Annotated in this window: 19 protein-coding genes and 2 tRNA genes; 11 read left to right on the forward strand and 10 right to left on the reverse strand. The window is 40.7% G+C overall.

What is annotated here, in order from left to right; all coding sequences use genetic code 11:
* The coding region (locus tag BM192_RS19295; RefSeq protein WP_139218469.1) for a transposase at window positions 1–310 on the forward strand (310 nt) is incomplete at its 5' end.
* 127 nt (window positions 311–437) lie between these two features.
* Here the strand turns inward: BM192_RS19295 and BM192_RS19300 are convergent.
* Together BM192_RS19300 and BM192_RS19305 are read right to left on the reverse strand one after the other, a co-directional pair.
* Window positions 438–514: transfer RNA gene (locus BM192_RS19300), tRNA-Asn, on the reverse strand.
* Window positions 515–642: 128 nt separating this feature from the next.
* A tRNA-Asn gene (locus BM192_RS19305) sits at window positions 643–716 on the reverse strand.
* Window positions 717–861: 145 nt separating this feature from the next.
* Here BM192_RS19305 and BM192_RS19310 point away from each other — a divergent pair.
* The gene (locus BM192_RS19310; protein ID WP_037438915.1) at window positions 862–1,779 is read left to right on the forward strand and encodes a PfkB family carbohydrate kinase; all 918 of its coding nucleotides are present in this window, start codon (window positions 862–864) and stop codon (window positions 1,777–1,779) included.
* A gap of 45 nt (window positions 1,780–1,824) precedes the next feature.
* Here BM192_RS19310 and BM192_RS19315 read toward each other — a convergent pair whose 3' ends face one another.
* From BM192_RS19315 to murB, 4 genes are all read right to left on the reverse strand, one after another.
* Window positions 1,825–2,061 carry a cytochrome b5 domain-containing protein gene (locus tag BM192_RS19315; RefSeq protein WP_037438913.1) on the reverse strand — a complete coding sequence of 79 codons (237 nt, stop codon included), beginning with the start codon at window positions 2,059–2,061 and terminating at the stop codon, window positions 1,825–1,827.
* Between the two features lie 4 nt (window positions 2,062–2,065).
* On the reverse strand, window positions 2,066–2,743 hold the full coding sequence (locus BM192_RS19320) for a lycopene cyclase domain-containing protein (protein ID WP_037438923.1): 678 nt from the start codon (window positions 2,741–2,743) through the stop codon (window positions 2,066–2,068).
* Between the two features lie 136 nt (window positions 2,744–2,879).
* Window positions 2,880–3,410, reverse strand: a complete 531-nt coding sequence (locus BM192_RS19325; RefSeq protein ID WP_037438911.1) for an RNA polymerase sigma factor — start codon at window positions 3,408–3,410, stop codon at window positions 2,880–2,882.
* Window positions 3,411–3,577: 167 nt separating this feature from the next.
* Window positions 3,578–4,594 (reverse strand): UDP-N-acetylmuramate dehydrogenase, encoded by a 1,017-nt coding sequence (murB, locus tag BM192_RS19330; RefSeq protein WP_051759666.1) that lies wholly within the window; start codon window positions 4,592–4,594, stop codon window positions 3,578–3,580.
* A gap of 150 nt (window positions 4,595–4,744) precedes the next feature.
* Here murB and BM192_RS19335 point away from each other — a divergent pair, with 150 nt between their 5' ends.
* The 6 genes from BM192_RS19335 (at window position 4,745) to BM192_RS19360 (ending at window position 12,664) form a co-directional block, all read left to right on the forward strand.
* Window positions 4,745–5,359: a TetR/AcrR family transcriptional regulator gene (locus BM192_RS19335; RefSeq protein ID WP_037438907.1), complete on the forward strand. Its 615-nt coding sequence runs from the start codon at window positions 4,745–4,747 to the stop codon at window positions 5,357–5,359.
* A 114-nt stretch (window positions 5,360–5,473) separates the two neighbouring features.
* A complete protein-coding gene (locus BM192_RS19340) occupies window positions 5,474–6,082 on the forward strand; it encodes a TetR/AcrR family transcriptional regulator (protein ID WP_037438905.1) in 609 nt (202 codons plus the stop codon).
* A gap of 30 nt (window positions 6,083–6,112) precedes the next feature.
* Window positions 6,113–7,435: a TolC family protein gene (locus tag BM192_RS19345; protein ID WP_037438903.1), complete on the forward strand. Its 1,323-nt coding sequence runs from the start codon at window positions 6,113–6,115 to the stop codon at window positions 7,433–7,435.
* The gene (locus BM192_RS19350) at window positions 7,432–8,496 is read left to right on the forward strand and encodes an efflux RND transporter periplasmic adaptor subunit (protein ID WP_037438901.1); all 1,065 of its coding nucleotides are present in this window, start codon (window positions 7,432–7,434) and stop codon (window positions 8,494–8,496) included. The genes BM192_RS19345 and BM192_RS19350 overlap by 4 nt, the downstream gene beginning before the upstream one ends.
* Window positions 8,497–8,531: 35 nt before the next feature.
* Window positions 8,532–11,723, forward strand: a complete 3,192-nt coding sequence (locus BM192_RS19355; RefSeq protein WP_037438899.1) for an efflux RND transporter permease subunit — start codon at window positions 8,532–8,534, stop codon at window positions 11,721–11,723.
* 98 nt (window positions 11,724–11,821) lie between these two features.
* Entirely contained in the window at window positions 11,822–12,664 is an 843-nt protein-coding gene (locus tag BM192_RS19360) for a hypothetical protein (RefSeq protein ID WP_234797589.1), read from the forward strand.
* 38 nt (window positions 12,665–12,702) lie between these two features.
* On the opposite strand, the gene lpdA is transcribed toward BM192_RS19360, so the two are convergent.
* From lpdA to BM192_RS19375, 3 genes are all read right to left on the reverse strand, one after another.
* The gene (gene lpdA, locus BM192_RS19365) at window positions 12,703–14,109 is read right to left on the reverse strand and encodes a dihydrolipoyl dehydrogenase (RefSeq protein ID WP_037438897.1); all 1,407 of its coding nucleotides are present in this window, start codon (window positions 14,107–14,109) and stop codon (window positions 12,703–12,705) included.
* Between the two features lie 63 nt (window positions 14,110–14,172).
* Entirely contained in the window at window positions 14,173–15,855 is a 1,683-nt protein-coding gene (locus BM192_RS19370) for an ArnT family glycosyltransferase (protein ID WP_037438895.1), read from the reverse strand.
* Window positions 15,856–15,858: 3 nt separating this feature from the next.
* On the reverse strand, window positions 15,859–16,302 hold the full coding sequence (locus BM192_RS19375; RefSeq protein ID WP_234797590.1) for a GtrA family protein: 444 nt from the start codon (window positions 16,300–16,302) through the stop codon (window positions 15,859–15,861).
* Between the two features lie 135 nt (window positions 16,303–16,437).
* Between BM192_RS19375 and BM192_RS19380 the strand changes: the two genes are divergently transcribed.
* The 3 genes from BM192_RS19380 to BM192_RS19390 all read left to right on the forward strand — a co-directional run bounded on the left by BM192_RS19380 (window position 16,438) and on the right by BM192_RS19390 (window position 20,971).
* A complete protein-coding gene (locus BM192_RS19380) occupies window positions 16,438–18,324 on the forward strand; it encodes a CocE/NonD family hydrolase (protein WP_081857473.1) in 1,887 nt (628 codons plus the stop codon).
* Between the two features lie 187 nt (window positions 18,325–18,511).
* Window positions 18,512–20,167, forward strand: a complete 1,656-nt coding sequence (locus BM192_RS19385; protein WP_037438894.1) for a M1 family metallopeptidase — start codon at window positions 18,512–18,514, stop codon at window positions 20,165–20,167.
* Between the two features lie 72 nt (window positions 20,168–20,239).
* Window positions 20,240–20,971: a head GIN domain-containing protein gene (locus BM192_RS19390; protein WP_037438892.1), complete on the forward strand. Its 732-nt coding sequence runs from the start codon at window positions 20,240–20,242 to the stop codon at window positions 20,969–20,971.
* Window positions 20,972–21,058: 87 nt separating this feature from the next.
* Here the strand turns inward: BM192_RS19390 and BM192_RS19395 are convergent, their stop codons facing one another.
* Window positions 21,059–21,949: a major capsid protein gene (locus BM192_RS19395; RefSeq protein ID WP_037442831.1), complete on the reverse strand. Its 891-nt coding sequence runs from the start codon at window positions 21,947–21,949 to the stop codon at window positions 21,059–21,061.
* Between the last annotated feature and the right edge of the window lie 106 nt (window positions 21,950–22,055).

Here is a 22,055-nt window from a genome sequence, read left to right on the forward strand (position 1 = left end):
ACTTAAGCAAGCTTACAACTTAAGCCTAAACCTGAGTAACATCTTCGAGAAAACCACCGACAAACTTTATGGTCTGGCAAGACTTGCCAAATGGCATGAGGCGGTAAGGCAATCAGGCTTTAAGTCGTTCAATACGATTTCAAGATCCATTCAGCACCATTATGAAACCATCCTAAACTACTTTGATAGTCGTTCCACGAATGCTTCAGCTGAGTCTTTCAATGCAAAGATAAAGGCATTTAGAAGCCAGTTTAGAGGAGTAAGAAGCACTGAGTTTTTCTTGTATCGCCTCACCCAACTTTATGCTTAAAAACACCCTTAGTCCACAAGTTTTTGACTTGATCCATTTTTACTCCAGCTGATCCATTTAAATGGCGAAAGCAAATTAGGGCTTGAAACAAAAAAAGGCAAGCGACCGTTTTACCGTGCTTGCCTTTTGGCTCCCTCTGCTGGGCTCGAACCAGCGACCCTCTGATTAACAGTCAGATGCTCTAACCAGCTGAGCTAAGAAGGAGTGCTGGTCATTTTAAAATTTATGCAATCTTAAAATGATAAATTGCAATTTTAATACTTCAATAAAAGGCATAGCCCTCTACTTTAACAGAAAAAGTCTCTCAGCGTTGCTGAAAGACTTTTATTCTGCTCCCGAAGCTGGGCTCGAACCAGCGACCCTCTGATTAACAGTCAGATGCTCTAACCAGCTGAGCTATTCGGGAGTATTCCTGGTTAACCAAAACGTCCTTTTCATGTTAGTGAAGCACCATATGGTTCGTTCGTTTTGGGAATGCAATATTAGGGCTTTTAAATTATTTATGCAATATTTGTAGTGAAAAAAAATGAAATAATTTTAAATAAAAACATATGAGCCTGATTATCATAGGAAGTGTAGCATTTGATGCGATAGAGACACCCTTCGGAAAAACTGATAAAATCGTAGGTGGAGCAGCAACCTATGCCAGTTTAGCCGCTTCTTACTTCTGCAAAAACGTCAAAATTGTTGGCGTTGTCGGTGAAGATTTTCATCAGAATGACATTGACACCCTTAACCAGCATGGAATTGACACCACTGGATTGCAGATTAAAGCAGGTGAAAAATCATTCTTCTGGTCTGGAAAATATCACAATGATATGAACAGCCGTGATACACTGGTTACAGAATTAAATGTGCTGGCCGACTTTGACCCTATCCTTCCTGAGAGCTACCAGGACTGCGAATATCTGATGCTAGGTAATCTTGCCCCACAAACACAGCAAACGGTGATTAAAAGGCTTAAAAACCGCCCTAAACTGATTGTTCTGGATACAATGAACTTCTGGATGGATGTAGCGCTGAATGATTTGCTGGAAACTTTAAAACTGGTTGATGTATTAACAATCAATGACGAAGAAGCCCGTCAGTTATCAGGAGAATACTCCCTGGTTAAAGCCGCTAAGAAAATCCTGACTCTGGGTCCAAAATACCTGATTATTAAAAAAGGTGAACATGGCGCTTTATTATTCCATGAAGACCAGGTCTTCTCGACCCCTGCACTTCCGCTCGCTGAAGTATTTGACCCGACCGGAGCAGGAGACACGTTCGCTGGAGGTTTTATCGGTTACCTGGCTAAAGTAGGCACGATAAACTTTAACAATATGAAAAATGCAATAGTATTCGGTTCTGCACTGGCTTCCTTCTGCGTCGAGAAATTCGGTACGGAAAGAATTATCAATCTGACAGAAGAAGAAATTGCTGCCCGCGTAAAAGAGTTTGTGAAATTGAGTTCTTTTAATATTGCCTAAACAGGCAAATACAAAAAAAAGCTGACGGTATCTCGTCAGCTTTTTTTAAGTTTTCAACTTGCCCACAACTTTAAATTTCTCAAATACCTTTTCGGTGTGTGGCGCATCCTTCAGCTCCGGAGTTAGATCTTGCCCTGCCCAGTGCTCATAATGTTTTCCATTGCGCCAAAGACGACTAGCTGAAACATCGTAAATAAGCCCTTTAAACGCTACCCAGATCTGCGGTTTATCTTGTCCGTTGCGTAAAGCCAATTGTTGCTTTGTATATTCCTGTACATCCATCCGCTCAGGATTTGGCTTTACTTTTAAACAATTCGTAAAAATACACACTGAACAACATCATCGACATAAAGTAGAACGGTGTTTCAAAGGGCAAACCCAACAGGTTAAAATCCAGTGTAGCCTCCTGATGGAACTGAACGACTGGTAAATTAGCTGCTATACCGTAAAAAATATAAAAAGGGATTAGTGACACAAGAAACGCCCGGTAAAACCGATACATAAACCTCAGGTTATTCACATATTCGATATATAAAAGAAGAAGAAGCAATATGGCGAAAGTAAAAAGAGTATAATACTTTTGATATCCGAAATACAACATTGCAATACATACGCCAAGCATCAGGTTACTTAGTGCAAGACTGTATGGCTGATATTTTTGATCCGGGTAACGGGAATTCAGATAAAGATAGATAGCCAGGCCCATTAAAGGCAACGCAAGTAAAGCGAGCAATTCTTCTACCGGAAGTTGCCAGAGAATTGTACCGGTCAGGTACGGAGGATTAAAAACAATCACTTTTAGCTGCGTCAAAAACTCCGTAGGAATAGAAAAAGCAAAAACATTGATCATTACCGCAAGCCCGATATATTTGCGGTTAGCGGCAAACCCATTCTTACTCATAAAGATCAGGAGTATAGCCAGGGCCACCAGGCCGAGATCCAATAGAAGGTATGTCATGTTCATTCTGGTCGGGTTAATCGCCAAAAATATACTTTTGAAAGCAAATCCTGCTTTAAAATTCCTTTTCGATTCAAAACCACATAAAAAAACCGTCTGCAGCTTCACTACGGACGGTCATAAAAAACAAGTTTTTTAGCTGCTAAACCACTTCTGTTCCCAGAATTTCTTTAGAATATGTTTTCAAATATTTTTTCAGAATCTGACGGGCAACATGAATTCGGGTCTTAACTGTACCGATAGGTATGTTCAGCATATCAGCAATTTCATGATACTTATAACCTTCAAAGTACTTCACGAAAGGCACGTAATATTCAGGTGCGAGTGTATCCAGCGCCTTATTGATATCTCCAATGATAAACTTACTATCAATAGTATTTTTAGTTGCACTATAGTGCAGATTAGCAGATGATATGTCTTCAGACTGAGTAATTAATGCATTCGTTTTAACCAGCCTTCTGTAATTGTTGATAAAGGTGTTTTTCATGATGGTGAATAACCATCCTTTAAGATTTGTTCCTTCCTTAAATTTACTATAGTAAGTCACAGCTTTTAGCATGGTGTCCTGAACCAGATCATTTGCATCCTCAATATCCTTTGTAAAATTTAAAGCAAATGACTGCAAAGAGACGGAGTGGCGATGGAGCTGTAGATTAAATTCATTCTTTGTCATAATGTCTAAGTTTTTAAGTTAACGAACAAAATAACAAGCTGTTACAAAGAAGCACTACCCAATCTGTTTAAGCTTGCATACTAACACTTATACAATAGATGTACCAAAATGGCCACAGATTTTTTTCTAAACAAGCAAAGCCGCTCCCCGGCAGGCTAACCGCTATATCACAAAATATTTACTTCCCTTTCTAGTTTTAGACCAAACTTGGCATATACCGCCTCAATAATTTTTTCTGAAAAACTATACACTTCTTCACCAGTAGCGCCACCGTGATTCACTAAAACAAGCGCCTGATTCTTCCATGTTCCCGTTTGACCGTCTCTTATTCCTTTAAATCCACACTGTTCAATGAGCCAGCCAGCCGCCAGTTTTCTGCAGCCAGAGCCAGCAGGAAAACTAACCAGGTTTGGGAAGTTTGCAATCAACCCGTCAAACTGACTTTCAGGAATCACTGGATTTTTAAAGAAACTACCGGCATTTCCAATGGTTGAAGGATCCGGGAGTTTGCTAACGCGTATCTCAGCAACAACCCCCGAAATATCGGCAATACCCGGATTTACTATATTCCGTTCATTAAGCACCGCCTGTATAGCACCATAGCCCGTATTTACAGCCGCAGGCTGAGGTAAACGAAACGTAACCCCGGTAATAATAAAACGCCCTTTAAGTTCATGTTTAAAGACACTGTCTCGGTAAGCGAAACCACATTCCTCAAAGCTAAAAGTTTTGAATTCGCCGGTCGCCAGTTCAAAAGCTTCACATGAATAGAAAATATCCATCAGCTCAACACCATATGCACCAATGTTCTGAATCGGAGAAGCACCAGCGGTACCAGGAATAAGGCTTAGGTTTTCCATTCCTGCATATCCGTTATTCACACAGTACATAACCAGATCATGCCATACCACACCGGCACCAGCAGTTACATAAACGGTTTGACTGTCAATTGAAGCCTGAATACCAGGAATGCTCATTTTAATAATCAGTCCCTGAAAATCTGAACGGAAAAGCAAATTACTTCCCCCGCCAATTACCAATATACGCTCCGTCCTGAAAACATCCGAAAGGCGTAATTCCAGTAAATCCTTAGCTTCTGTGATTTCTACGAAGTAGCGGGCATTGACATCGATACCGAATGTGTTATAAGGTTTTAAGGAGATATTTTCCTGAATTAAAAACATAGCAGTACTATAAATAATTTGAAGCAAATGTAATTGTTAAAGCCATATTTATCCCTCAAATACATTATTTAATAATTTTTCCTAATTTACATCCGGTTAAATTCTGCAGTCCGTCAGGACATAAAAAAGCAAAAGTACGCCTCACAAACAATGGAAAATCAAGATAGAAAAAGACTTTTAATCATAGATGCCGCACTGAAGAGATTCGCTCATTACGGGCTTGCGAAAACTACGATGACGGAGATTGCAAAGGACATTGCATTCTCAAAAGCCTTGCTTTATTATTATTTCCCAGATAAACTGAGTCTTTATGTCAGTGTGATCGAACATCTGATGCACCAGATTAGCCGGGATCTTGTCAAGTCCGTCGAAAAAACAAGCAGTGCTGCCGAAGGAATATTGATGCTGGTTCAAAAAAGACAGGCATTTATCCAGAAATACTATAAGCTCATTGAATACACCAAAATGATGGGCCCGGAATTACCGGATGAACTTCAGGATAAATTTACAAGAGCGAGAGCTTTTGAGCTGAAAATCATAACGGGGCTACTAAATAAAGGGAATGCATCTGGTGAGTTCTCAGTGGCCGACCTGAACTTTACAACTGAAATTTTTGTCGAGGCTATTTCTGGCATACACTTCAATATTTTAAACCGCTCTAAAATCATTTACCCAGATAAAGAGCAGTTTAAACTCATATTCCTCAAAGAGAAACGCTTCACAGAAATCTTTTTAGCAGGTCTTAAACAGACTAATAGGTCATGAGTTTGTCATATTAACAATCTAGAACACTTCTTTTCAAGTAAAGTTTCCTAAATAACTATTCTAGCTATATTTTTGACTTTTAAAAATATAAAGTCAGATAGTAAAAAGGTAGAAATGGCAGAAACTGATAAAAAGAGAGAATTAATTTTAGAGGGTGCAATCAAACGGTTTACACATTTTGGTATTAATAAAACAACGATGAATGAGATAGCGGAAGATCTGTCCGTTTCCAAACCATCTCTGTATTATTACTTTCCGGACAAATCCAGTCTTATACTCGGTGTAGTTGAACGAATTTTCGAAGACTATTTCAATATGATGAATAAGGATCAGAAATCGGGAGACAACATCGCAACAACTTTACTTCACAGTATAGAAGTTAAGCATAAGTTTTTCCAAAAATATTATATGCTTCATCTTTCAAACGGCAATACTGACTCTTCACTTAACTCGGTGGAGCTGAAAAATTACCTGTCAGAGAAATTTATACAGAACAGAGTTCTTCATGAGAAGATCTTCGAGCAGGCAATTGCCAACGGTGAAATTTTGCCACAGGAAGACATTGCTAAAATAGCAGAGCTCTATCTGGCCAGCCAAGCCGGACTAACCTCCCTTTGCGTAATGCATGGCAATAAAGAGCTTATCCCCGACAAAAAAGAGTTGAGAACCATGAAAGAAAAACAGATCATGTTATCCAGGATTTTCATTAAAGGCTTACAATAGCAACCACCTATATTCCAACAATCCTAATTTATGAAGTTCATTTTAAAAACTATTCCTCTGCTGTTCTGGATACTCTTTCAGGGTCTCTACTTACAGGCACAGGAGTCGCTCAGTCTAAAAGAAGCGTTAAATTACGCCGTTGAGCACAATGTCACTGCCCGGAAATCCAGACTGGATATCGATGGTGGAAGATATAAAACACAAGAAGTCAGATCACAGGCGCTTCCACAGATTACGGGTAATGCCTCATTGACTTATAATGCAATTATCGGTCAGCTAGTTGTTGGAGACCAATCTTTTCAGCTGGGAAGGAAATGGAATTCAAATGCAGGCGTTCAGTTAAGTCAGGAGCTGTTTAACCAAACAGTTTTCACCGGCTTAAAAGCGGCCAAAACCAGCGAGAGTTATTACCAGCTCAACTCACAGTTAACTGAAGAGCAAGTAATTGAGCAGGTTGCCAACAATTACTACCAGGTATTAGTGAGCAGACAACAACTCAATGTAATTGATACCAACATCAAGAATGTTAAGGTGATTGAAAAAATCATTTCAAATCAATACCAGAACGGATTAGCAAAAAAAATCGACGTAGACCGGATCAAAGTAAACCTTACTAACCTGCAGACTCAGCGGGAACAGATAGTGAATGCTGTTGTTCAGTTAGAAAACCAATTAAAGTTTTCGATTGGTATGCCGGTAACCGAGAAGGTCAATCTGCCACAGGAACAACTAACGGACGTAACGGTCCTGCCAGTTCTAGCGGACAGTATCAGCCTTTCCGGGCGTACCGAGATTAGGTTATTAAATGTACAGCGTGAATTATATGCCCTGCAAAAAAAGGCATATATCGCCGAATATTACCCTACACTGTCTCTTACAGGAAACATTTCCAAAACCGGACAGAGCGATAAGTTCGATTTATTTAAAAAAGGCGGATCTGCCTTCTACTATGATGCTTCCGCTATAGGAGTAACATTAAGGATGCCGATTTTTAATGGTTTCGCGACAAGATCAAGAGTTCGCCAGGCAGAAGTAGATATTAGAAAGGCAGACGAAGACCTCTTCCAAACGAAAAATACACTCAACCTAGCCTATGAGAATGCAAAGATTCAGTTGAAAGATAATCTGAATACTATCCGCACTCAAAAAGAAAATGTTGTGCTGGCGCAGGAAATATACGAAAGCACGCAAAACAACTATAATAATGGCCTGGCAGCCCTGACCGATCTGCTGGACACCGAAAATGCGCTAACATCCGCACAAAACAGTTATACCCAGGCATTACTTAACTATAAAATTGCCGAAATCCAACTAATCAAATCAAACGGAAATATAAAATCACTATTAAAATGAAAAGAGGAATTATAACTGTCATACTCATCATTGTTGTGCTGGGTGGAATTGCCTGGGTGTTAAACAGCAACAAGAAGAAGAATGATGCACAAACCGCACTGGTGTCGGAAGGTAGTGGTGCAGTGAGTGTTCGTGTGGCTGAAGTGAAAAAAGAACCCGTTGATTTAGATTTCAGTTCGAATGGAACATTTGCGCCGAAACAAGAGCTTGATTTCCTTTCTGAAAATGCAGGGCGCGTCACACAAATATTCGTTAAAGAAGGTGATAAAGTATCTAGAGGGCAGGTTTTAGCGCGTATCGATGCAGAAATCATTAATACAGATAAAGAAACCGCTCAGGCAGCTTTAGATAATGCAATTCGTGATGAAGCAAGATATACAAGCTCTTTTGCAACAGGTGGTGTTACACAACAACAGCTTGACCAGGCGAAACTGGCAACAAGAAATGCGCGCCTGAGATTACAAGGTGCCGCGCGTCGTGTGAGTGATGCTAATATTAAATCGCCGATCAATGGCATCGTTAACAAAAAATATATTGAAGTCGGTGCTTTCGTGACCGCAATGGGTACGCAGTTGTTTGAACTGGTAGATGTGTCCAGACTTAAACTTAAGGTCAACGTAAATGAAAGCCAGGTTGCCAGCTTAAAAACAGGAGGTTCTGTAAAAATCAAATCAAATGTATTTCCAGCAGACGATTTCACTGGTAAAATAACTTTCATTGCACCAAAAGCAGATGCTACACTTAATTTTCCGGTTGAAATAGAAGTGGAGAACAACCATGCTAATACGCTCAAAGCTGGTATGTATGGAACTGCAGTCTTCCAGTTTCCTGCTCAGGCTCCGGCAATTGTTATTCCAAGGGGATCATTCGTTGGCAGTGTAAGCAGCAATGAGATCTTCGTAATGGAGAATGGCAAGACTGCCAGAATCCGCAAGGTCGTTGCCGGTCGTATCCTTGGAGACAGGGTTGAGATCATTGACGGTCTGAAAGAAGGTGAAACTGCGATCATCAGCGGACAGATCAACCTGGTTGATGGAAGTCCGGTTACTGCAATTAAATAATTAAGCTAAGCAACCTGCTAAAAAATATATAGCTAATGAAAATAACAGAAATATCAATTAAAAGACCGTCACTGGTTATTGTGGTATTTACCGTGCTAACATTGATGGGGCTTTTAAGCTACTTCTCTTTAAGTTACGAATTGCTGCCTAAGTTCTCGAATAATGTGGTTTCCATTTCCACTATTTATCCGGGTGCATCTCCTGCTGAGGTAGAGAATACGGTGACCAAGAAAATTGAGGACGCTGTCTCCTCCATGGAAAACATCAAAAAACTGAATGCTGTATCTTACGAAAGTCTGTCGGTAGTGACGATTACGCTAAATGATAAAGCTAATGTCGATCTCTCCCTGAACGAAGCACAGCGCAAAGTAAATTCAATTCTCGCAGATTTACCTACCGATGTAAAGACGCCCTCACTGAATAAATTCTCCCTGGACGATTTACCTGTAATTACCATGTCGGCATCTGCGAAGATGGATGATGCCTCTTTTTACGATCTGATCGATAAAAGGATTGCACCCATTATATCCCGGGTAACAGGTGTAGCCCAGGTAAACTTGGTTGGTGGTCAGGAAAGAGAAATTGAAGTTGCATTAGATGCTGATAAATTACAGGGTTACGGCCTGTCAGTACTTCAAGTACAACAGTCTATTTTAACCTCAAACCTGGACTTCCCTACCGGTAGTGTAAAAACACATAACCAGGATGTATTGATCCGTTTGTCAGGTAAATACAAGAATGTAGATGAATTAAGGAATCTTGTTCTTACTACTGGTAAAGACGGTGCGCAAATCAGACTTTCCGATGTAGCAGACGTGCGTGATACACAAAAAGAAGTAGAGAAAATAGCACGTATCGACCGTAAAGGGGCAATTGCAATTCAGATTATCAAACAATCCGATGCGAATGCCGTGGAAGTAAGTAAGGGTGTTCATAAAGTCATTGAGACCTTACAGCAAGACTATAAAGCTAACGAACTGCATATTGTCATTGCGAATGACAGTTCCATTTTCACTTTAGAATCGGCCGATGCGGTTATCCATGATTTAATCCTGGCAATTATCCTTGTTGCCTTTGTAATGCTTTTCTTCCTGCACAGTTTGCGGAATGCCTTAATCGTCATGGTTTCGATCCCAGCTTCACTGATTGCTACATTTATAGGAATTGAAGTTTTGGGATATACCTTAAACCTGATGTCCCTTTTGGGCCTTTCACTGGTTGTAGGTATTCTGGTCGATGATGCGATTGTAGTACTGGAGAACATCTACCGCCACATGGAGATGGGTAAAAACAAAGTACGTGCAGCTTATGACGCAACAAGTGAAATCGGCTTTACCGTAGTTTCCATTACCCTGGTAATTGTGGTTGTATTCTTCCCAATTGCCATCAGTACCGGCCTGGTATCCAATATCCTGAGACAATTCTGTGTCGTTGTTATTATTGCTACGCTCCTTTCTTTGATTACTTCCTTTACGATCGTACCACTGCTATCTTCCCGTTACGGTAAGTTAGAGAAGATCGAAGGCAAAAATATCTTTGGAAAATTCATCCTGTGGTTCGAAGCACAACTGCGTAAATTCACAATATGGATTACGAGTATCCTGAACTGGTCATTAGCCAATAAGGGTAAAACCATTATGATTGTATTGGTCCTTTTCTTCGGATCCTGCGGATTAATTCCGGCCGGATATGTAGGTACAGAATTCTTCCCGAAAAGTGATAAAGGGGAATTCCTTGTTCAAATTGAGTTGCCGAAAGATGCTTCTATTGAACAGACTAACCTGATCACTCAGAAAGCAGAAGCGTTTTTGGTTAAGAAACCAGAAATCATACAATTGATTACTACTGTTGGTCAGTCCAGCGGTGACTTTGGTGGTACGCAGGCGACCGCATACAAATCAGAGATTAACGTCAAACTTGTTGAGAGAAGCGAAAGGGCAGATAACTCCAGTATTTACGCAACTAAGGTCAGCCGTGAACTCGCCAAACATCTGGTCGGGGCAAAAGTAAAAACCGTACCAATCAGTATTTTAGGTATAGCGGAAAATGCACCTATTGATATGGTAGTAATGGGTTCCGATCTGGACAGCGCAATGAAATATGCCGAAGGTGCAATGGCAGTGCTGGCACAGATTAAAGGTTCTGCGGAGCTTAAACTTTCCGTAGAAGGTGGAAGTCCTGAGATCAACGTACAGGTAGACCGTGATAAAATGGCTGCTTTAGGTTTAACCCTTCAAACTGTAGGGGCAACCATGCAGACCGCATTCAGTGGAAACACCGATGGTAAGTTCCGTAAAGGAGAATACGAGTATGATATTAATATTCGTTACCAGACCTTCAACCGTAAAGATATTGATGACGTTAGCAACCTGATCTTTATTAATACCGCAGGCAAAGAAGTTAAACTTTCACAGTTTGCAGATATCAAGGAAGGTTCCGGACCAAGTCAGCTGGAAAGACGTGATAAGAGTACATCTGTTTCCGTACGTGCACAATCCATTGGTAGACCAACAGGTACCATTGTTGCCGAGTTCCAGGAAAAATTGCTGGAACTGGAGAAATCCGGCAAACTCAAAAAACCAGTAGGTGTAAGTTATCTCTGGGCAGGTGATGCAGAGAATCAAGGAGAAGGTTTTGGAACTCTTGGTATTGCCCTGATGGCCTCTATTATCTTAGTTTACCTAATTATGGTTGCCTTGTATGACAGCTTTGTGTATCCATTTGTCGTGATGTTCTCCATCCCATTGTCGGTGATCGGAGCGTTACTGGCGCTGGCATTAACAAATAATGCACTAAATATCTTCACTATTCTAGGATTAATTATGTTAATCGGTCTGGTCGCGAAAAATGCGATTATCCTGGTCGATTTTACCAATCAGATGAAAGCAGAAGGCAAATCTACACATGAGGCACTCGTGCTGGCTAATCACGCCCGTTTAAGACCTATTCTAATGACCACTATTGCGATGGTTATCGGTATGGTTCCTATTGCGATGGCGGGTGGTGCAGGTGCAGAATGGAAAAATGGACTTGCCTGGGTAATTATTGGAGGTCTGTTGAGCTCACTCTTCCTGACATTGATCGTTGTACCGGTAATGTACCAGATCTTTGACGGAATTCTGGACCGCTTCGGATTTAATAAAAAAGGGGTAACCATAGAAGAGCTGATGGTAGAACCATACGATCATAAAGACGTTAAAGAATACGATTTAGACCACCAACATTAAAAAATCAATAAGAATAAACAAAAAAGGAATCCATCGTGGTTCCTTTTTTGTTAGCTGAACAGAAAATGTAAAACTGAAAGCTAACTGTTGAAAGCATTATGAATATACTCCGTACAATCCTAATTCTGAGCCTGTTCTTCCCTACACTGCGGCTCAGTGCACAACAACATCCGCCGGTATTTGACGGCATGATATCAGACACTACCTATCTTAATATAGGAGACCTGGAAGTAAGTCTGGTACGTTACAGTTATAATGAACCGAATGTGAATTTTCTCGCGATCCATGATGATGAGGATACCGGAGTTAAAGCTGCCTTCCAATACATTAAAACCAATGGCGGAAGCATTATTGACACACAGTACGGATCAGTGCGAAATTTTAAATTTCTGTTGAAAGAGGAAGAGTTTCAGACCGATCCGAATGGTATATACACCAAAGAAGGCCGGCTGGCAGGCCTGGAAAAATATGGCGCTATAACCGACGATGCATTGGAGGAACTCGAACACGCTTCCAAAACTATACTTAAAACCTATCTGCCAAAACATAAAGATTACATTATCACACTCCATAATAATGCAGACGGCGGGTTCGGCATTCGCAGTTATCTGCCAGGATATGCACTCGAGAGTGCAGCAGATTCCGTGCACATCAATTTCCAGACCGATGAAGACGACATGATTCTGGTGACGGATCTTAAAGTATTCAATCTGCTAAAAAAAGAGAATGTAAATGTTATTCTGCAGGCAAAGACAGCGCCGGACGATGGATCACTGTCGGTTTATGCGATGCAGCATAAAATTCCTTACATCAATATAGAAGTCCAGCACGGTCATCTGGAAGAAAACCTTCGCTTAATTGAACTTGGGGTAAAAGCACTCAAAGAAGCCTACCCTCAATTACCTATAAAAAAACCCCAGGCTGAAGCCTGGGGTTTTTAAAAAGATTTACCGGAGTACAAATGCACTCCGGTAATTTTTTACATATGAATTGCGCGATTAGCTGTTGCAGCCATAGCCGCCTCTTTAATAGCTTCTGTATAAGTTGGATGTGCATGACAGATTCTCGCAATATCTTCGGCAGACGCACGATATTCCATCGCAACAACAGCTTCAGCAATCATGTCTGCAGCACGCGGACCGATCATGTGAACACCTAAAATCTCATCCGTTGCTTCATCAGCCAGTACTTTTACAAAACCATCAGTGTCCATACTTGCTTTCGCTCTTCCACTCGCTTTAAAAGGGAAAGAACCAGATTTATATTTTACTCCGTTTGTTTTCAACTGCTCTTCAGTATATCCCACTGAAGCAACCTCTGGCCAGGTATAAACAACTCCAGGAATCAGATTATAGTTAATATGTGGTTTTTGACCAGCAATAGTTTCCGCTACAAAAGTACCTTCATCCTCTGCCTTATGTGCCAGCATGGCGCCGGTAATTACATCACCAATAGCGTATACACCAGGTACAGCTGTTTCCAGATGAGCATTTACAGGAATTTTATTTCCACGTTCTTCCGTTTTAATACCGATGTTTTCCAGACCCAGACCTTCTGTATAAGCGGTACGTCCAACTGCAACAATACAGTAATCCGCTTCAACTGTTACGTCTTCGCCTTTAGAATTCTGTGCAGTAACCGTTACAGTTTTACCTTTTACAGATGCACCAGTAACCTTATGACCCATCAGGAACTCCATTCCTAAAGATTTCTTAAGTACACGCTGCAGCTCTTTGCCAAGGCCAGCATCCATAGTAGCAATAATTGAAGGCAGGAACTCAATTACAGAAACCTTAGTTCCCAGACGGGCATAAACAGAACCTAATTCCAGTCCGATTACGCCACCACCAATAACAATCATTGATTTAGGTACTTCTTTAATATTTAAAGCTTCAGTAGAAGTAATAATTCTTTTTTTATCTACTGGCAGAAATGGTAAAGCAGTAGGTTTTGAACCGGAAGCAATAACGACATTCTTTCCGGTAATATTTTCAGATGAACCATCAGCCTTGGCGATCTTGATCGTATTTTTATCTACGAAAGAACCCACACCTTCAAAGCTGTCGATTTTATTTTTCTTGAACAGATACGTTATACCTGCAGTATTTTGAGCTACAACGTCATCTTTACGAGCGATCATTTGTGGCATATCCACTTTAAGATCTTTTAATTTAATTCCGTGTGTTTCGAAAGTATGCGCAGCATTATGAAAATGCTCAGAAGAATCCAGTAAGGCTTTTGAAGGAATACAGCCTACGTTCAGACAAGTACCACCAAAAGTTTTATACTTCTCGATTATAGCTGTTTTTAAGCCTAACTGCGCACATCTGATTGCGCTTACATACCCACCGGGACCAGAACCAATAATAATGACGTCGTATTGCATAATGTTTGTTTTTTGTTGAGCAAAGTTAATAAACACTCCTGGAAAACCGTCATCTAAAGGTACTTAATTCTTAATGTTTCCGTAGATTAAAACCACTTCAGTAGTATCCAAGGTCTGTTTTCTTGTCTTTTCATTTAAAAACTTAGCTTTCAGTCTGCTGATCCTGTAGCTTTCAAAAGTTTTCAGTCTTTGCATCGGAACGCCAGCTTCAAAAAGATCATCCACGGTACTTTTATCTCCATAAAATAAATACGGAAGTTTAGGAAGTGCTTCAGGTTCATCCGGCCGGAAAAAATAAACGGGTGCCCGGGTATAAAACTCCAATGCGAAGCCAAACCCAATACGACTCTGCACAACAGGAATTCCATCCGGGTTATGCTTGTTCATCCAGAAAGCCGCTTCACTATCTGCCTGATAGGTTAATAATTTTGGATAGTAAACCAGATTAAAATATAGATTTACGGCAATTGCAACACTGCATAACTGCAAGACCATTTTGTTCCTGAAGTCCAGACCGGTCACACTTACAATAACCAGCAGTACAAGCGCACCCAGTATAAAAAGACCATTCCATACACCAAGAGTATCTGGTCTAAAGAAGAATTGCAGCAAAGCAACTGTCACCAGCATCAACAAGCCGACAACCAATTGAACAATACGCCAGTATTTGAATTTATGCTCAGAATTTAAACTATTTATATAGTCTGCCACCTGTATAGCAAAAAAGGGAAATACGATAGTAATATAAAAAGGAAGCTGAAATTTCGAGACCGAGAAAATCAGCAGTGTTAATAGTGAACCCGAAATACACAGCCACTCCGCACTGGAAGGTTTAGAGAAATTCTGCTTAAAAAAGCGAAATACTGCGGCATACCATAAAAAACTCCAGGGCAAAAATGCCCATAAGATTGTGTGCAGGAAGAAACTTGGATCGCCACTGTTTTTTTTAATCGGCCCATTGTTAAAGAAACGGCCAAACTGACTATCCCAGAAGAAGAACTTCAGCCCTGAAACATCCTGTTTTCCAAAGACCGTTTTTTCCGGATGTAGGTCAAACTGAGCATACAGGCTTAATAATTCTGGAAGAATCACCAGCAGAATCAAAACCACTGCAAGTAACCACCTGAAATTGAGTACCATTTTCCAGTTCTTTGTAATAATCAGGTGGCCTCCTATTGCCCCGGCAACCGGGATCAGCGCAAAAATACCTTTTGTCATGACCGCATAACCTGCAAAAAGAGAGGCTAGCAAGAGGTGGAGTATCCATTGCCGCCCCAGACAGCGATAGAAATGGTAAACAGATGCGATGATTAGACCGGTGAGAAAAGGCTCTGCACGGATATCCATTGTGCATATCAGGATATGCTGTGCCGTTAATAAGATCAGCACTGCCCACAACGCTGTAGATTCATTATATAGGACTTTAGCCAGCTTGTAAGTATAAAGCGCGGCTACCAGTATAAATAAGATCCCTGGCAGCTTATAACTCCAGGTATGAATTCCAAATACCTTAAAACTCAATGCGGTCATCCAGAAAGGAAAATGCGGTTTATCCAGCCAGTCCTTGCCCTGAACCATTAAGTCGCTAAAATTATCGTTCAGCACCATGTTCTTTGCGATAGAAGCATACAATGCACCGTCAGGCCCCATTACAGGCACAAACATTCCACTAAAATTCAAAAGGACCGCCAGTCCGATAAACAAATATAACCAGGACTTCTGCTGCCTCGAATCGATTAGCTCCATAATTTAGCTTTTGCTGCTTTTAACAGTTTTGAACACAAAGAAATAATTAGCACTGAAGTTCCAGAAAAAAACAAGGAAAATTGCAATGGCCTTACTTAAATAAAAATTAACGTGCAACACGTTATCCAGCAGATAGATAATTCCAGAATTAAGGAGTAATCCAATTACAGAAACCATTAAAAACGCAGTGAATTGCGGCGCAGCCTTTGCTTTTGTCCCCTTAAATGTCCAGTTCCGGTTGATCAGAAAATTACTAATTACCGCTGCACTGAAGCCGATTCCATTTGCAGCAAACTTATTGATTCCCAGCTCATCTTTAAAAAACCAGGTTAGTGCAAAATCTATAAACAGACCACTCACCCCCGTTATTCCAAAGCGGATCAAGGCCATCAATCGCGGTGGAATAAGGTTAAATAAAGACTTAAGGCTGAATTTCTCTGAAGACATGCATTCTGGATTATAACCGCCAAAGGTACGACCATTTGGCTACCTGAATAAACGATTGCGTAAAAATTATGTGAAAAACACTAAACTTAACCGAACGGTCTGCCGATCCACTATATTCGCTTAAGCTTATTTTTAATGATCATGATAAACGCCCCACTCAAAAAATTATGGTTTGCCTGCATCCTTTTGCTGGCCGGAACCACGGCATTTGCGGAGACTGACTCCGCCTATGTACGGGATAATTACACTAAAATAGAAAGACTAATCCCTATGCGTGATGGGGTTAAACTTTTCACAGCAATTTATATTCCTAAAAACACCAGCCAGAAATATCCGCTAATGATTAGCAGAACACCTTATACAGTCTCCCCTTATGGTGAAGACAAATACAAAACAAGCCTTGGTCCGTCCCCGCAATTCATTCGCGAAGGATTTATCTTCGTTTACCAGGATGTACGTGGTAAATGGATGAGTGAAGGCGAATTTGTAGATGTGAGACCGCATTTGGATAAAAGATCTTCTAAAAAAGATATTGATGAAAGTACCGACACCTATGATACTATAGACTGGCTGCTTAAAAACATCAAGGGTAATAATGGCAAAGCCGGTATCTATGGTATATCCTACCCTGGCTTCTATTCTACTGCTGCACTTCCGGGTGCACATCCTGCGCTGAAAGCAGCTTCACCACAGGCGCCGGTTACCGATTGGTTTATGGGAGATGACTTTCACCATAACGGCGCTTTTATGCTGGCAGATGCCTTCAACTTTTATTCTTCCTTTGGCGTACCCAGACCAAAACCGATAACACCAGACAAAGGCCCTAAACCCTTTAAGCATCCTATCAAAGACAATTACCGTTTCTTTCTGGACCTGGGTGCATTACCCAATGTTAAAACCAAATATTTTGGAGACACCATCAAATTCTGGAATGACCTGATGGCACACGGAAACTATGATAAGTTCTGGCAGGACCGTAATATCAGACCGCATCTGAAAAACATCAAACCTGCTGTCATGGTGGTAGGTGGGTTCTTTGATGCAGAAGACACATATGGAGCTTTACATACCTATAAGGCGATAGAAAAACAAAACCCCGGTGCAACAAATACACTTGTCATGGGCCCTTGGTTCCATGGAGGCTGGGTAAGAGGTAAAGGCGACAGCTTTGGAGATATCCGGTTTAAACAGGAAACCAGTACCTGGTATCAGCAAAATGTAGAACTTCCTTTCTTTAAGCAATACCTGAAAGACGATGGTAATGCAGGTTTGGCAGAAGCAACCATTTTTGTTACCGGAAGTAATGAATGGAAAAAATTCAACAGCTGGCCACCACAAGGCACAGCTGAAAAGAATCTGTACTTCCATTCCGGTGGAAAACTAAGTTTTGACAAGCCTTCTGGATCCGTTAGTTACGATGAATATATAAGTGATCCTGCCGCCCCAGTTCCGTATCAGGCCGGTGTTCAGGAGAGAAGAACAAGAGAATACATGGTTGACGATCAGCGTTTTGCGGCAAGAAGACCAGACGTAAAAGTATACCAGACCGATATCTTAACTGAAGATATTACTTTAACAGGCCCTTTGCTGGCTAAATTATCGGTTTCAACTACTGGCACTGACGCAGATTATGTCATTAAATTAATTGACGTGTATCCTGAAGATACAGAGGAAAAAGCACCGGAAGGAAAAACAGCCCTGATGAATGGCTATCAGATGATGGTCCGTGGAGAAATCATGCGCGGTAAATTCAGGAATAGTTTTGAAAAACCTGAGGCTTTTGTCCCGGGTCAGGTAACTGCTGTTAATTATACCCTTCCCGACGTCGCCCATACTTTCAAAAAAGGTCACCGCATTATGATCCAGGTTCAAAACTCCTGGTTTCCACTTGTTGACAGGAATCCACAAAAATTTATGGATATCTATCAGGCAACTGATCAGGACTTTCAGAAAGCCACGCACCGGATTTATCACGATCAGCAAAATACATCTTCGCTGGTGCTAAATATACTGCAGCCATAACAGGAAATCCCTCCGCATTCTGCCTTGCAGAAAAAAGAGACAGCATCAAAAAGCCCGGTTTTGAAGTGCCACCAAAAAAGTTAGATACTTATTGGGCACTTCGAAACCGGGCTTTTTGCGTTTACAAACTTGATTAGCCATTAAACCTTCATTACCTTTAAAAATTAAAAGTATTAATACCACACACATGAAGTATATCTATTGCAGCCTGTACCTGCTTTTTTTGCTCTGCACACAGGTTAAAGCACAGCCCCTCAGCGGGAATACACCAATCACCAAAGCGGATACCCTTCGCGGCATGCTAACCCCACTCAGAACCTGTTACGACATCAATTACTACCACCTGGATGTGAAAATAGATCCTGAAAAGAGAGAAATTAGCGGCAGTAATACTTTCGTATTTACCGCCACACAAGATTTCAACAAGCTTCAATTTGACCTTTTCAGTAATTTGAAAATAGATAGAATCCTGTACAAGGGAATCGCACTAAAATATACCCGGGAGTTCAATGCTGTTTTCGTATCCTTTCCTGAACCTATCAGGAAAGGTGCAAAGGAAGAATTTCAGGTTTTTTATTCCGGTCAACCCATTGTGGCAAAAAAAGCTCCTTGGGACGGCGGTTTTGTTTTCAGTAAAGATCAGTCCGGGGATCCATGGATCAGCGTCGCCTGTCAAGGTTTAGGAGCAAGTTCATGGTGGCCAAACAAAGATCACCAAAGCGACGAAGTAGACAGTATGCTGGTTAGTATCGCAGTGCCAAAAGACCTGAACGTTGTTTCAAACGGAAGACTCCGGAATATTGGTGCCGAAAGCTCCGGTTATCACACCTACAACTGGATCATTAAAAACCCGATCAATAATTACAACGTTACTTTTTATATCGGGAAATATGCACACTGGTCGGACAGCTACAATGGCGAAAAAGGCAAACTTGATATCGATTACTGGGCGTTAAAAGCAGACAGCGCAAAGGCAAGGGAGCATTGGAATAAGGATGTAAAGCCAATGCTTAAAAGTTTCGAGCACTGGTTCGGGCCTTATCCTTTTTATGAAGATGGTTACAAGCTCGTTCAGGCTCCTCATTTGGGTATGGAGCACCAAAGCGCAGTAGCTTACGGCAATCACTTCAAACAGGGTTATATGGGCAGCGATCTTTCAGGAACCGGATGGGGTTTGAAATTCGATTTTATCGTTGTTCATGAAAGTGGGCACGAATGGTTTGGAAATAACATCACTTCAAAAGACGTCGCAGATATGTGGATACATGAAAGCTTCACCAATTATTCAGAAGCATTATATCTGGAAAGCAGCTACGGCAAAGAAGCTTCAACAGCCTATGTCGCCGGTATAAGAAGTAAAATCGAAAATGATATCCCTATAATCGGCATCTACAATGTAAATAAAGAAGGCTCCGGGGATATGTATTATAAAGGGGCAAATATGATACATAGCATCAGACAGCTAATCGGTAATGATGCAAAATTCAGACAACTACTCAGAGGGATGAATAAAACTTTCTACCATCAGACTGTTACTACCAAGCAGGTTGAAGATTATATTTCGAACTATACCGGTTTGAAGCTTGATAAAATATTCGATCAGTACCTGCGCACAGTAAAAATTCCGGTTTTGGAATATAAAATCCTTAAAAATAAATTATCATATCGTTGGACCAATGTCGTTGATGGATTTGAAATGCCGGTTAAAGTAAGCCTTAACGCCGGAGTTTACAGCTATATCTATCCATCTGCTAACTGGAAAACTGTAGCAATTCGACAGGATGACAATACGGATTTAACCGCAGACCCTAATTTTTATATTCAGCTTAAGAAATCAGAATAAAAAAAATCAGAAAAACATGGGCTGCATCTGCAACATTCCAATAAAAATCTTGTCCTATCAAAAAACCTAAAAATGAAAAAACTAAATATTTTATTGGTGGCGGTATGCCTGACCTGCAGCGCTAACTTATTTGCCGGATCACCTGCGATAACTAAACATGGTGCAGCTTACGTACAGGAAAACAGGAATGTTGGAAGTTTTAGCGGCATTGCAGCTGGTGGATCGTTGAATTATAATGTAACTATGGGTTCGACCGAATCGCTCCGGTTTGAAGGAGATGCAGATGCCATCGCAGAACTGGTTGCAGAAGTAAATGGAGGTGTGCTGGAAATCAGACCAAAAACTAAATGGAATGACTGGAGCAGAAAATATAACCGTGCAAGAATCACTGTTCATATTACAGCCCGTAAATTAAGCTCCTTAACTTTAAGCGGTTCTGGAAATATGCTCGTCAGTGGCACCATTAACGGTAAAGACCTGGTTACGACTTTAAGTGGCTCCGGAAGTATTAAGGCAGGAGTTAACGTCAGTAATTATAAATCCGTAATCAGCGGATCCGGCCGGGTAGTGCAGACTGGTAAAGCGAACAATGCAGTTGTTACGCTAAGCGGCTCCGGTTCATTCGGTGGTAAAGATTTTGCTGCAGAAAATGTTAAACTACAAATTAGTGGTTCGGCAAGCGCGTCCGTTACAGCTAATAAGACAATTGATATTGTCATCAGTGGCTCCGGACATGTTACCTATTATGGAAATGCACAAGTTAACAAAACTATGATAGGATCCGGAAGTGTTAGAAAAGGTTAATCCAGCTCCATATCCAGTATAAAAAAAAGCTTTTACCGAAGATAGAACGATCGGTAAAAGCTTTTTTTGTTAAACATATAATCAGTTTTAAAACTGATATCCAACGGCAAAGAAGTTCTCTACGTAATTTATTTTCTGATTAGCCTTATCGATACTGTTACGGCCTGTAGTATGAATATTCGTCAGATTTGTAGTTCCAAGTTTGGTTGTATTCTGGAAATAAAGCCCTCTGGTCACGTAAAACTTTAACCCAGCTTTTACAGACACGCCGTATCCCGCGACATTGAAATAATTATTTTGCCCTGTACCAAATAACCTAACGTCGGTCCTGGGAACAATCAAACCGGCCCCCAGACCTGTTTCCAGTGTCAGTGATGTTTTACGGGAAGGTGCAACCCAGATATCATCATAGCGCTCAATCTCTACATTTGCATAATTGAAACCATCTGTATGTTCAAAGGTTAACATATCAGCTTTGACATCCAGCATTTCACCATTATAAGTACCTGCATATTCACCTGTAGGAATCCCGGGATTAGAGATCTCCTTATCTATATAACCTGTTATGGCAACTCTCTGAGGAATGTCCATTACATATTTCATATGATCCCAGCCGATTGAAATACTGTAGTTATCCTTAATAAAGTACCCCACCCTAAAATTATACTGAGGTATTGAGATCTGGCCGATATCCAAATATTTCCAGCTCAATTTCGATTGCCTGTCATTTGCCTGAACATCATGTAATGTAAAGTCATACCCAGGACCATTAAAATGAATATCACTTTTACCATACCAGGAGTGATTATATCCCCAGTGTATATAGAAATCACCTTTTCGGGAAAAATCTCTCTTGGTCTCATTGCCAAAAAGACTTTTACCGATTATAACCTTATTATCTGAGATACCAGAACTTTGTTGTGCTTTGGTTTTTAGCGAAAAAACCAGTAAAAAAACAATTAAGTAGAATTTATTCACGGGTACAAAATTAAACAAAATGCAGCCTGCCGTATTGTTTGTTGAACATATGACCCACAGATGTTAAAATAGACTCTCAGATTAAAAACACATTAAAATGTGGCGC

Source organism: Pedobacter antarcticus (assembly GCF_900112985.1).
Taxonomy (GTDB): domain Bacteria; phylum Bacteroidota; class Bacteroidia; order Sphingobacteriales; family Sphingobacteriaceae; genus Pedobacter; species Pedobacter antarcticus.

Excerpts from the sequence above, each read along its gene's own strand:
- BM192_RS19310 (WP_037438915.1), top strand. The coding sequence starts at position 862 with ATGAGCCTGATTATCATAGGAAGTGTAGCATTTGATGCGATAGAGACA.
- BM192_RS19315 (WP_037438913.1), bottom strand. The coding sequence starts at position 2,061 with ATGGATGTACAGGAATATACAAAGCAACAATTGGCTTTACGCAACGGA.
- BM192_RS19320 (WP_037438923.1), bottom strand. The coding sequence starts at position 2,743 with ATGAACATGACATACCTTCTATTGGATCTCGGCCTGGTGGCCCTGGCT.
- BM192_RS19325 (WP_037438911.1), bottom strand. The coding sequence starts at position 3,410 with ATGACAAAGAATGAATTTAATCTACAGCTCCATCGCCACTCCGTCTCT.
- murB (WP_051759666.1), bottom strand. The coding sequence starts at position 4,594 with ATGTTTTTAATTCAGGAAAATATCTCCTTAAAACCTTATAACACATTC.
- BM192_RS19335 (WP_037438907.1), top strand. The coding sequence starts at position 4,745 with ATGGAAAATCAAGATAGAAAAAGACTTTTAATCATAGATGCCGCACTG.
- BM192_RS19340 (WP_037438905.1), top strand. The coding sequence starts at position 5,474 with ATGGCAGAAACTGATAAAAAGAGAGAATTAATTTTAGAGGGTGCAATC.
- BM192_RS19345 (WP_037438903.1), top strand. The coding sequence starts at position 6,113 with ATGAAGTTCATTTTAAAAACTATTCCTCTGCTGTTCTGGATACTCTTT.
- BM192_RS19350 (WP_037438901.1), top strand. The coding sequence starts at position 7,432 with ATGAAAAGAGGAATTATAACTGTCATACTCATCATTGTTGTGCTGGGT.
- BM192_RS19355 (WP_037438899.1), top strand. The coding sequence starts at position 8,532 with ATGAAAATAACAGAAATATCAATTAAAAGACCGTCACTGGTTATTGTG.
- BM192_RS19360 (WP_234797589.1), top strand. The coding sequence starts at position 11,822 with ATGAATATACTCCGTACAATCCTAATTCTGAGCCTGTTCTTCCCTACA.
- lpdA (WP_037438897.1), bottom strand. The coding sequence starts at position 14,109 with ATGCAATACGACGTCATTATTATTGGTTCTGGTCCCGGTGGGTATGTA.
- BM192_RS19370 (WP_037438895.1), bottom strand. The coding sequence starts at position 15,855 with ATGGAGCTAATCGATTCGAGGCAGCAGAAGTCCTGGTTATATTTGTTT.
- BM192_RS19375 (WP_234797590.1), bottom strand. The coding sequence starts at position 16,302 with ATGTCTTCAGAGAAATTCAGCCTTAAGTCTTTATTTAACCTTATTCCA.
- BM192_RS19380 (WP_081857473.1), top strand. The coding sequence starts at position 16,438 with ATGATCATGATAAACGCCCCACTCAAAAAATTATGGTTTGCCTGCATC.
- BM192_RS19385 (WP_037438894.1), top strand. The coding sequence starts at position 18,512 with ATGAAGTATATCTATTGCAGCCTGTACCTGCTTTTTTTGCTCTGCACA.
- BM192_RS19390 (WP_037438892.1), top strand. The coding sequence starts at position 20,240 with ATGAAAAAACTAAATATTTTATTGGTGGCGGTATGCCTGACCTGCAGC.